This is a genomic window from Paenibacillus sp. HB172176 (assembly GCF_011947265.1).
Lineage (GTDB): Bacteria > Bacillota > Bacilli > Paenibacillales > Paenibacillaceae > Pristimantibacillus.
In genome coordinates this window covers 184,557-196,814 of record NZ_JAATHD010000007.1, presented here as the reverse complement: position 1 = coordinate 196,814, position 12,258 = coordinate 184,557, and the positions used below count along the sequence as shown (strand labels likewise).

Below are 12,258 nucleotides of genomic sequence, written 5' to 3'. Positions count from 1 at the left end.
GCAATACTTCTCCCTCGGCTGCCTGCCCATTGACTTGCGAATCTAATTATATTATTATCTAATTAGTTAATTATCTAATTTACATTAACAAAGGCGGTGAATCCCCCACATGCAATTAGAAAAAGCGGTCGCTTACCATAAAGCGCTTGGAGATCCGACGCGGATCAAGCTATTGATGCTGCTGGCCGAGGGCGAGCTCAGCGGCCAGGAGCTGGCGGAGAAGCTGGGCGTATCTGCAGCGACGATCACTCATCATGCAGCGAAGCTTCGGGAAGCAAGCTTGCTGAATGAACGTCGCGACAAGAACACGATCTTCTTTTCGCTGAATCATTATTTTGTGAAAAATGGCGCCCTGGCTTCTACGGAACTGATCTATCGAAACGCAAAAGGAACGGGAGGTGAATCGATTATGGAGGACAAGAACATGCGGCTGAAGGAATCCGTGCTGAAGAACTTCTTCACGCAAGACGGGAAGCTGAAGCATATTCCCGCGCAATTGAAGAAGAAGCTGATCGCGCTCGAGCATATGGTGTCGCAAGTGGAACGGGGCCGAACGTATACCGAGAAGGAGATCAACGCGTTCATTGGGCAATTTCACGAGGATTCCTCCACGCTGCGAAGGGAATTTATTATGCATCAATATATGTATAGAGACAATGGAATCTACGAGCTGAACCCGACTGAGCTATGGACGAAGTGGGAGACGCTGTCCTAATGACCGAGGCTGCGCGAATAGTCGCGCAGCACGTCTCCCCGAGCAATTCATTCCAGTTAATTGAGCAGCGGGATGGTCTCACTATAAGATTCTTCAGCCCTTCCGCTGGTATAACAAATGGCCCGAGCGCTCATATTCACTTCGTAGAACTGAACGCCGGCTTCCGCCATGTCCTTAAGGAAATCGAAATAAGAGGTGCGGTGCTTCTGATGATGCTCAAGCCCCTTCCTAACGGCATCCGCTTGGAACAGCTCCGCTACTTCAAGCGTGGAAGCCAATGCGCCATCCCTGTCCTCATACTGACTATTCTCCCCCTCATACACCGTATGATTATTGGATACGCTTGTCCGGTAGCTCGTCACGCCCGCTTCGAGCAAGGCATGAAATGTTTTGGGATAAGGCCATTTATCCCGCTTCGATTCTATGCTGATTCGTTTCACTTCTTCTACATTCATCTCATCATCTCTCCTTTCACAGTTAGGATAACCCGGAAGAGATGGCTTTCATTGTACAAATGCGACATGCCGCTCCAAACATTCATGAAGCTGTATATCACCTTGCGCATCCTGCAAATTTCAAAAATCCCGCAGTTGGCCCGGCGTTACTCCGCTTTTCTTGCGAAATTCTCTAATGAAATGGGCTTGATCGTAATAATTCGCTTCATGCGCCAGGTGAGTGAGTGCTGAGGGCCGATTATCGGCTTTCAGAGTCTGCAGGGCATGCTGGAACTTCACTATCTGCGCCAACGACTTGGCGGACACCCCGATCCTCTCAATGAACCGTCGTTCGAACTGCCTTCTGCTCAGCACCGCTTCTTCTGCTAATTGACCGATCCGTATAATCCCTCTCGTGGATTGGATTTGGTCTATCGCCCATACAGCCCAGCGGTCTGTCTCCGTATCCGCAAACATACGCCAGAGCAGCTCTTCAATCACGACCAGCCATTCCCGAGGATTGGCTGCCAGTCGAGGATCCAGCACGCGATTCCATGCCGAAACGGGCTTACCCAGATCAATCAGCGAGACGCTCCGAGCCGCTATTTCCCTTGGGCTGCACAAGCTCCATCTATATAAGGCAGCCGGCTTGAAATAGATAAGAACGGAGGACAACGAGGCGCTAGCCTGGAACAGCTTCTGATTATGATGAATCCCGGTTAGTCCGGCAGAATCGAGAAGCTGCTGCTGCCCGTCATTCACAATCGTCATATGGCCAATATTCTGAATGCCCATGACATGATGAATATCCGGATATACGATGAAGGGTTCAGCGGAACCATTCCCTATCCAGACCATCTTCTCTACATAAGGAGCTAACCGCTCGGGCCGCCATGTAATCATATTTCCGCCTCTTCCGTTGTGCGTGCTGTTCAGCTTGATCGGTTTGCTGCCAGTCCTTCGCGAACAGCCTCATTATCTCTCATATTGAAATAATACCAGCATTCCTCCAAACAATCATTCGTTCTGAATACTATTATTATTGACGCCGTCATCCTTCAAATTCTGCGGGCGGTTATGCTGCAGCCGATTCTCAAATACGAGATTGGCCGTATGCGGAGCCTGAATCCATATGCCGTTCTTGTTGTTGCGAGCCACTGCATTCTCTAGCATATCGTTAAAATCGGATATTACGATCATTCCGCTTTGCTCGTTAGCCTGAATATGATTGAACCCTGCCAGATTATAGTTGGAATCAAGCAATAGTCCGTTGCCATGGTTCCCTTGCGCGCTGCCGTTCAAAATGTAGTTGTTCGTGCTCTGCGCATGGAAGCCGTTACGACCATTGTTATGGAGTTGATTTTCAAGAATTAGATTATTATCCGATCTTCTGATGACGATGCCATTCCCCTTATTTCTCGAGATGCGGTTACCCGCGATGGCGTTATGATGGCTGACCAGAATCTCAATGCCGTGCGAGGCGTTATGCTGCAGTTTATTTTGAACAATCCAGTTGCCCATGCCGCCTCTGAGCCCGATTCCCCTGCCGCTGAGAACATCCGAACTCGCGCTTCCAATCTGCTCGATCGTATTCCTCATGATCAAATTGCCCACCGAATGCTTGATCACGATGCCCATGGGCTGCTTCTCTCCGTCAATCGCTTCTATTTCGTTATGAAGAATGCGATTGGACTTGCCGCGGCATACGCGAATGCCGCTCGATCTGTAGCTCGAGATGCGGAACCCTTCGATAACCACACCGGCAACCCCTTTTAACGCGAAGGCTTCAGATAGAGAGGAGTTTCCGCTCAGAACTGCCCGATGCCGCTCCTTCGCAAGGATGCGGATATTGTTTTTCGCGCCTGAAATTTGCACATTTTCACAGTATACACCTCTATGCACCAGAAGCACATCGCCTTCATTAGCAGCGGATACCGCATCCTGTATTGCTGTCTTGCCGCCCGGATACACATCAATAATCGCCAATTTCGATCACTCCAATCTGCGCAAGCTCATTCCTCTTCTCTAATGCAGTACATGCATGTCATGCAGGATTGGCAAGGAACACGAGCGGATTTGCCAAGAAATCTTCAATACATGACGTTGATGGCGGGCGGTCCAACCTCCCTCGTTGCAGCCTTTGAAATATTGGAATTTACGTTGCCTCGCTGACCGTTTATCGTAGAAGGTGATTCACGATTCATACTTTCAACTGGCGAAAGGGGAAATGATGATGCTCGCAAGGATGGTAACGCAATTGGGATTCAGGAGAGAAAGGCGAATGAACAGCGGTATAACGAATAACGGCAATAGGAGGAGCGGCACGACAAGGAGCAGTACGAGAAGAATCAGTACGAGAAGGACAATGACGCCGCGAAAAGGAACAACCTTTGTTTCATGCTTACTCGTTTTCGTATTGACCATTTTGATAGCGCTTCCAATTCAAGTGTTGGCTGCTGCTCCGCCGACGGGCAAGGCTCGCCTCAGCTTTGGCAGCACTCCCTACTATGCCGAATTAACGTCAACGGCAGACTGGAGCAACGTGAACAATTACAGTTACGATGACACGCAGGGCGGCAGCGTATGGGAAATCACCAGTCTCGGGAGCGGCAAATACAAGATTGAATCCGCAGGCGGAGCGCTCACCTTGAACAGCTCCACGGATTGGCAGCCCGTGAAAACTGCCGCCTACAGCGGCTGGACCACGCAGCAATGGACGATCACGGATCTCGGCAGCGGGAAATTTAAGCTTGAATGCAATGGCAAGGCGCTGACCGGGGATAACGCGGGCAATGGCAGCACGGTCAAATCAGCCGCATACAGCAGCTACACGACCCAGCAATGGAGCATAGCCTCCGTGGATACGTCGTCCTGGCCTGCCGGCACGTGGGATTGGGTCTATCAGAATGTGGACAAGTCCTCTCGTCTCGAAGTGGCGGACCGGGAGAACATTCTCATCATCGGCACGACGATTCACGATGTGATCAATGATATGGGCATGTATATTGCCCGCTCCTCCAATGTCCGCATCGAAGATACGATTGTGGAGGATGTGACCGACAGCGGCTCTTACGGCATGGCCGTCTATCTGTATCGATCCGACGAAATTATTATGAATGAGTCGATCATCCGGGAGCAGGTGTGGATGGGCACAACGGAGCATGCCCACGCGCTTCACATCTATGCCGGAAGCGATATTACGATCGAGCATTCGGATATCTACAATGTAGACGGGAACGGTATTACGATCGAAGCCGAGAATGACAATATCGTCATCGACGACAATGATATCTATAACACCGGGAGCAGACCGTACTCCGCCAGCGCGCCTTATCACGGCATCTACTCCAAAGCGCCCGATGTCCTCATCGAGAACAACCGCATTCACGACAGTCTGGACGGCTCCGCAATTTCGATGCGCAGCACGGGCGTTGTGCAAGGCAACACGTTGTACAACAACAAGCATGCCTCCATCGCGTATTGGCCGGATTACGCCAAGGGCTCGAGCAACGCCTTGACCATCGAGGACAATACGATCTGGCAGGACAACTATACGACGTCGAACTCCAAGGCTTCCGGCATCTCGATCAACTATACGACGGGCAAGCCTGCCGAGAATTATTTTGACAACTTCTATCTTACAGGCAATGATCTGACGATCTCGGACGGCAACAGCTACGGGGTCATCACCTGCTTCGAAGCCACCGGCACCTGGTCGATCGCCAACGTGCAAGTGACGGACAACACGATTACGGACCTGAGAAGCTCCACGAACTATCTCGATGGAGAGACGCTGATGAATGTCATTTCCGGCAATGTGTATCAATGAGCTTTCATAACCAGCCAGCGTCTATATTGACCTGGAGTAACCTCCATCCTTTCCTTGAAAATATGGATAAAATATCTCGCGTTGCGAAAGCCCGTCATCTCCGCAATCTCCTGTACCGTTAACGGGGTCTGTCGCAGATAGGCGCAAGCCTTGCGAATTCGGATCTCTCTAAGAGCCAAGGTGAAGGTCAAGCCGGTCCGGCTCTTGAGAATCCGGTTAATCGAGGTCGCGCTTAGCGACATCTCCAGGCAGAGCTGCTCCAGCGACAGATCAGCAGTATAATTCACCTCCAATACATGCATAATTCGGCGGAAATAATGTTGGTCTCTGTCCATCATGCTCCCTCCTCCGCAGAGAATGAGCCGCATCTTGGTTGACAAGATGCGGCTCTTCGCTTTTCTACTTATAAGACAAATGCAGTCGTTAGTTAATAAAATTCAGCTTCTGCAGCACGCGCAGCAAGGTTGTTGCCGTCTGCGCTCTGGTTGCTTGCGCCGAAGGAAGGAACGCATTCTCGGCCATGCCGTTCATTAGGCCCATCGCGACAGCCTTCTTCACGGCCGGCAGCGCCCAGCTTGAGATGTTCTCGCGATCGCCGAATGGCAAGAGCGTCGCATCGCCAGCTTCGACTGCCGTGTCGCCCGAAACCCAATCTACCGCGCGGATAAGCATGACTGCCATCTGTTCACGAGTCAATGTGGCATCGGGTCTGAAGGCGCCGTCCTCATAGCCTTGAACCAGACCGGCTCGCACAGCCGCTCCAACCGCACCGGCATACCACTCATCGCCGACGATATCCGTGAACGCGGGCGCGTCCCCGTCCTCTGAAAGTCCGAGACCTCGAACCAGCAAGGCGGCGAATTCGGCGCGAGTTATCGTTCGCTCAGGCTCGAAAGCCTCCTCGCTGACGCCGTTCACGATCAGCTTTGAGGCAAGCTGCTCGATATCCCCCCTCGCCCAGTGCCCGATCAAATCCGGAAAGCTGCGAGGATTCTCGCCAATCGCATAGATACTATTGCCATTTCGAATGAGAGTGGCGATTGTCTTGCCATCCTCTTCCGTGAACGTTGCCGGCACGAAGGAGAAGGTTCCGCTCGCCGGGTTATACAGATAAGCTCCGGCTTGCGAGGCATTGACCGTGTCGTCCAAGACGATCGTTCTTGCTACATACGCGCTGCCGAAATCGTCGATGATTCGCTCCTCCCCGTCTCCGACCAAGCTGAGACGGAAGTCAATCGGCGTGTGCAGCAGCTGAATGCCTGCCTCTTGCGCCTGATTGTTAATCGCCTGTCCATCCGCCTCGCCGACAGTTTCAATGGAGAGAAGGAGCTTGGGCTCCTCCGAGCCGCCGAGCGTCAGCCAACCTGCTTCGACCGCCTTGCGCAGCGCCTGCAACGGCAGCTTGTAAGCGAACGCTCCCGCTTCAATCGACAGCACCGCATGAGGCGCGCGCTCAAGCGCATCCTCGATGGATGAGGCCGGCATTTCCAGATTCAAGCCCGCTTCGCTTGCATGAGCTTCGATGGCAATGATCTGATGCTCTTGCCCTTCAATCATCTCGAGTGCTTGTTCCAAAATATCGGCGTCGACCTGTAATTTGACCGCTTCGCCTTCGACGGTCTCCGACTTCATCGCGGCCTTCAGGCTTACGCCATTCCCGTTCGCGACAGGAGATTGATCAGAGTCGCCGTCGTTGTCACCCGGGTCCTCCCCGGAAGAGCCGTCTGAATCCGAGCCTGATCCGGGATCGGAGTTATCATCTTCAGAGCCGGTACCCGAATCTGTATCCGCCGCCTCAATGTCTATCGCAAGCTCCGCATTCGCCCCCGCGTTGAACGCAAAAGCCAGCTCCAACGCTCCCGCTGACTGTGCGGCGAGATATTCCTTCGTCAGCGTGATCCGATTGCCGACAACCGTATAATCCGTCCCTTCCTGCAGGCTTGACGAGCCTTGCATGATGCTCTCCAGGCTGTTGCCGTTCCAGGATACGGTCACTACGATATCCTTGTAGTCGGCTGAATTCGTGTCCTTACTAAAGTCCTTCGTCGCTGGATCAATTGAGGAGTCCTGCTCATTCGCCGCGAACTGGTGGGTGATAATCTCCAGATACGGCTGCTTGCCTGAATTCTCGCTGGCATACACATACATCTTCCGCCCGACAAGCACATCCTGCGCCAGCGCAAGATCAACCGTCGCGCCTTGCTTCATCTGCTCTCTGGCGTATTCGGTAATATCGAAGCTTGCCTCGCTATCCGTGCCCGTGAAGGTTGCGGGCTCGCCCAGCGCCTTGCCTAACAACGGCTTGTTCGCATAAGCGGTCGCTCCTTCCTCCCAGCCGCCGAGCACCGGCTTCACGACCGTGTCGACGAAGGTGCCGCCCGAATCCTCCAGTTTGCCTGTCGCATGGAAGCGAACCGCTTCAATCTCGCCTTCAATACCGCTCAGATCGAAGGTGAAATAGGCTTCCCGGTAATCATCGCCTCCGGCATTCTTCACATATAACTTCGTATCATTATCGTAGCTGTCTTCTTTGTAAATGCCTGAGCGAACGAAGGTGTCCTTCACCGGCTGCAGCGTCGCAGTGGAAGGCTCCTCTGTAGGAACCATGATCTGAAGCATCGCCGTCTTCGTGACGCCATTCAACGTTATGGCCGCCGTAATCCGGGCCTCGCCCGGAGCAACTCCCGCGACAGTGCCGTTCGAATCGACGGTCGCCACGCTCTCATTGCTGCTCGAATACCATATGCTCGCCGCGCTGAGCTCCGCTTCGCTATTATCGTCCATCTTCGCGATGAAGCCCGGTTCCGCTTCACTGCCGGCAGCCACTACCGCGAACGCATCCTCGAAGCTGACCGATTCCAGCACCGGTACCGAGAAATCCGCCGCTTCCGCCGCCGGATCATAGGCGAATACGACATGATGCGTTTTTCCCGGATCCCCTGTTACATCCACCTTGAATTTAATCGTAGGCGACAATTGAAGCACCGTCACCGTGCTGTCCTTGCTAATCACACTGGCGCCCGGCTTCTTAATCTCGAAGGAGATCGCGTCCTGCTTCTGAGTCGGATCGGACACTGCCAGTTTCAGCGTATTGTCCCCCTCCTCCATCATGATCGAGGACGGCTGGTTCGCCTTCACGCTGTCCAAAATGCCGCTTTTCCAGAAGTTCATGCCCGTAACCCCGAGCGTCGTATCTGCTGCAGCCTGCACCTCGTCCGTATTGGCCAGAATAACGGCATCCGGCTGCGCGCTGTAGGCGGCAACCTCCGCAGCGTCCTGCTTCGGAAGCTGAATGTAGCTGTAGGTCTCATCCTGAGGCTGAATGCCATGCTCCAGCCACAGCGTCATGTAGTTGCGGGTATGCAGCAGATGGAAGTAGTCAAAGCTTGCTGTCGCTTCCGCCGCGCCTCCGCTTCCGTTCTGCGCATAGAGTCCCATCATCAGGCCCGTATTCAACCGGTCGTCGCCCGCCATCCCGTTCGTGAAGGTGTATAGCGGCTCGCCCCATGAAGCCTCGCTGTCGCTCCCATAGACGGTATAACGATCGCCGCTCTTGTCGAGCTTCAGGAACAGCTCCCCGCTTGCAGGGAGAGGGAAGTCCATGATTTGTGCGATTCCGTCGACTTCATTCACGGCGATGATGCGATCTTCATTCGCCGCCGTTCTGCCCATGGCGAGGGATACATAGTTATCATCATCCTTGCGAATAAGGATTCCCGCTTCCTGCTCCGCCTGCGCTGGAGCGAAATCCACGGCCGTCGTCACGTAGAAGTCTTCCTTCGGCGCGGAGGTCTGCAACAGGTTCGAGGTGGAGTTCGCGCTCCCCTTCAGCGTTCCCGGCTGCGCGGCGATTTGCAGCTTGCTGCCCGTCAAACCATGATGCGAGCCATCCTCGCGAATCCAAGACCAGGAGGTCGATTGGACGGTGCTGTTGAATTCGTCATTGCCGGGAATGATAAACCTTTGATTAATGTCGGTCGACTTGCCTTCCCGCTCCTCGCGCAGCATCTGCACATCCGCGCCATTCGGGAACACATAGCCTCCCGTGCCTTCGAGTTGAATCCAATTGGTGTCGCCAAGCGTTGACTGCACGCCCATTGGCGTTCCGTCGATCTCGCCGTCCACCGTCAGCTTGTTGTCTCCGGCCGAGTTCAAGGTGCGGTTCTCGACGATCGTCTCGATCTCTCTGTCCGACGAGCTGTTGATGCCGGCGCCGAGCGCCACAATCTCATCATCGAACATGAACCAGGATTTCTTCGCGGAAACATCCATGTCCGAGTAATCATGCTGCTTGAAGTCCATGCCGGCCGTGCCGTACAAGCCGTCCAGCGAAACGCCCCCGGTCCAGCTGTTCTCCATCAATTCCCCATCGCCCGCATACTTGCTGCTGTCGACGTAAGGACGATTCTCGTTTGTCGCAGGGGGACGGTTCTCATCCCGGTCGACGGTAATGCCGGGCAATCGGCTCGGATCGACCGTTATCCAGAACAAGGAGAGATAATCGAGCGGATCGAGATACAGCTGCGTCATGCCGTCCGCCTCGTACCAGCCCTTCAAATTCTCGTTGTTCACCGTTTCATAATTGGCCATCCGATCGGAATGCATCGAGATGCTGTACAGCCAGTCCTCCCCCCTCTGAACGACATTATCCTGGTTGTAGAACAGGAAGTTGCCCTCAGGCGGTGCATAGGTCTGAACATCCGGATCGTTCAGCAGCTTTTTCGCCTGCTGGATATTCCAGATCGTCCCCGTGCTGAGGAAGGAATCAACGCTGCCGCTCTCCAGATGATGCTTGATCGCGCTGCGCTGCTTCTCCGCATAAGGATTGCCCGCCATTTCCGTCTGCAGCAGCAAGGCGTTCATAATGGCATAGCCGCCGAAATTATAATCGCGGGAAATTTCCCTGCCGTCGATCGCGTTAATGATTTGCCCGTTGAACAGATTGGGCTCGAAGGCGTTGAAATACCAATCGAAGATATTCGTCTTCTGCGGGTCGACATTATCCCACGGACTGCCGCTTACCAGCCACAGCGCTTCGGTCAAATCCTGAAGAAGCGCCTTGCCGTAACCGCCGGCATAAGGGAAATAATCATGCTGAATGAACGAGCCGTCGTCATAGAAGCCGTCGCCCGATGTCACATTTGGGAAGACCTCCGACAAGCCGGCCGAGCCCGCCGCAATCTTATTGCTATCCTTGCCGGTAATTCCTCTCAGCATCATCACTTTGCTGATATAGATGCGATTGGCTCCCGTGCGCGTCACGACGGGATTGAAGGTATCAATCGCCCGGTTCAGCTTGTCGATGAGATCGGGATGCTCGCTGTAAGGGATCGCGTCATACATTAGAATCATCGAATCATTAATGTTGTTCGGCACATTGACCAGGAAGTCGAACCAGTTGCCGGACATGCTCGTATTCTCGTTATAATACGTCGTATAGAATCGATTCCAGGCCTCAAGCATGTCGCCTAGCATCGCTTCGTCAAGGTACACGGAGGTGCCGTACGTAGCCCAAGCCTTCGCCATCGCTCTCAGCCGCGCCGCCGCCGTCGACAAATCGCCGGATTTGGTCGCGGGGGACAGATCGCCCCACATAAAGCTGGTCTTGTCCATCGCTTCCCAATATTTGCGGGCATCCCCGTCCAGCTTCTCGATTACGCCTCGCACATCCGGGTCGAACACGCTGTACGGCTCATCGGGATCATAGCCTGTCAGGCGCTCTCCGTACTTGATCCGCAGCGCGTCGAATTCGTCTTGCGCGGACGGATAGACGCGCACCAGCACGGGCGCCGATTCACGCGTCACCCCATCCAGCGTTGCAACGGCATGAATCCTCGCCGCTCCCGCATAGACCGCGTCGGCCACGCTCGCGCCGCTGTCCGTGAAGACCAGACTGCCGCTGTCGCTGACATAGGCGACTTCGGCAGAAGACAAATCAGCCTCCTGGCCGCTCTTCATCGTCCCCGTCACCGAGAAGGAGACAGACTCGCCCGGCTTCACAACTCCGGCGCTCGCTGTCAGAGTCACTTCGTCCAGCACATTCGGCTCCTCGTAGACGAATGAATAAGGCGTGCCGGTCGAGAGATTGCCTGCCTCATCCAACGTTCGGAACAGGAAGGTGTAGGACTCGCCTGCTGTCAGGCCAGTCGGCATGAACGACGTCTCGCCCGCTTCGGCGGAACCGACGAGCTCGTCCCCGTCATAGATGCGCACTCCCGCAAAATCATCATCCGAAGGATTCGTCCAGCTTAGCGTATATTCGCCATTGCTTACGCCTCCGGCGAGATTCGCTAACTCCCCCGGAGGAAATCCGTCCGCAAGAAGCGTTAGCGTTGCCGTCTTCGTATATCCGTCCAATGTGACCGACGCGGTTATAACCGCGCTGCCGCCAGACACGGCTCTGGCCGCGCCTGCTGCCGCGTCGTCAATGACGAAGCTGGCATTGTCGCTGGCGTAAGTAATAGCCGCTTCGGACAAGTCTGCCGCCGCATTCGTATCCAGCATGCCCGAGACGGACAGATTGATCGTCTCTCCAAGGCCTGCCGACGGCCTGTCCGCGGTCAGCACGACCGACTTCAAGGCAGGCGTGCCGTGTATCACGAGATAAGGCTTCGCTTTATTGCCCGACGAATCATTAATATAAGTGGATCGCGATTCAATCCGCGTTAATGCATCCGTGCCCGCCACCGCGAAGGAAGCGATTTTGTCTGAGCCAAGCTGACTTTGAATGTATGCGGTTACATCAAGGGCTGTCCAATTCGGGCTTGCCTTGCCTGGGAAGGTCATCGTTCCCAATTGATTGCTGCCAAGCCCCGGCTTTGTGTTCCAGGTGACCGTGCTTTCGTTCCAATCATCTGCTCCCGGCATATCCAGCCCGTACACATTAGCCGTTACCGTATTCGTCGAGCTCTCTCCGTTATTTCCATATAAGTACAATTCAGCCGAGGTAATATGCTCGGGATAATCGGCGAGATCGAATTGCAAATAAGCTTCCCTTGGCGACGATGTATTGATTCCCTTCACATTCAGGTAAGCTGCCTTGGCGGTCTCGCCCCCATTGGTCATATTGCTGTAATCGGGACCTGTAGACGCTGATTTTCTCACAAAATTGTCCTGTGACGCGATTACCGTATAGGATTGCTCGGCAGCCTTCGCTGCGGGAGTCCCGACAGAATATAGCAAATTGCTGATCAGTATCATTGCGAGCGCGAGAGACAAGCCTCTTCTCCCAGACCTTGTCCTTGCCATTGGTTCATCCCTGCTTTCATATGTTGTATAAG

At 54.0% G+C, this 12,258-nt stretch carries 7 protein-coding genes; 2 read left to right on the top strand and 5 right to left on the bottom strand.

The features are described from left to right. Positions 1 to 109: 109 nt before the first annotated feature. Positions 110 to 715 (top strand): DUF2087 domain-containing protein, encoded by a 606-nt coding sequence (locus HFP08_RS12275; protein ID WP_168120885.1) that lies wholly within the window; start codon positions 110 to 112, stop codon positions 713 to 715. 56 nt (positions 716 to 771) lie between these two features. Here the strand turns inward: HFP08_RS12275 and HFP08_RS12270 are convergent, their stop codons facing one another. From HFP08_RS12270 to HFP08_RS12260, 3 genes are all read right to left on the bottom strand, one after another. Continuing rightward, on the bottom strand, positions 772 to 1,170 hold the full coding sequence (locus HFP08_RS12270; RefSeq protein ID WP_168120884.1) for a DUF1398 family protein: 399 nt from the start codon (positions 1,168 to 1,170) through the stop codon (positions 772 to 774). Between the two features lie 120 nt (positions 1,171 to 1,290). Further along, a complete protein-coding gene (locus HFP08_RS12265; RefSeq protein WP_168120883.1) occupies positions 1,291 to 2,052 on the bottom strand; it encodes a helix-turn-helix domain-containing protein in 762 nt (253 codons plus the stop codon). Positions 2,053 to 2,166: 114 nt separating this feature from the next. After that, on the bottom strand, positions 2,167 to 3,135 hold the full coding sequence (locus HFP08_RS12260; protein ID WP_168120882.1) for a right-handed parallel beta-helix repeat-containing protein: 969 nt from the start codon (positions 3,133 to 3,135) through the stop codon (positions 2,167 to 2,169). A gap of 295 nt (positions 3,136 to 3,430) precedes the next feature. On the opposite strand from HFP08_RS12260, the gene HFP08_RS12255 reads away from it, so the two are divergent. Continuing rightward, a complete protein-coding gene (locus tag HFP08_RS12255) occupies positions 3,431 to 4,978 on the top strand; it encodes a right-handed parallel beta-helix repeat-containing protein (RefSeq protein ID WP_168120881.1) in 1,548 nt (515 codons plus the stop codon). Here the strand turns inward: HFP08_RS12255 and HFP08_RS12250 are convergent. After that, complete coding sequence (locus HFP08_RS12250; RefSeq protein ID WP_206109236.1) at positions 4,972 to 5,316, bottom strand: helix-turn-helix transcriptional regulator; 345 nt, start codon at positions 5,314 to 5,316, stop codon at positions 4,972 to 4,974. The two genes, HFP08_RS12255 and HFP08_RS12250, sit on opposite strands and share 7 nt — an antisense overlap. A gap of 85 nt (positions 5,317 to 5,401) precedes the next feature. Further along, on the bottom strand, positions 5,402 to 12,226 hold the full coding sequence (locus tag HFP08_RS12245) for a polysaccharide lyase family 8 super-sandwich domain-containing protein (RefSeq protein ID WP_168120879.1): 6,825 nt from the start codon (positions 12,224 to 12,226) through the stop codon (positions 5,402 to 5,404). Positions 12,227 to 12,258 lie beyond the last annotated feature (32 nt).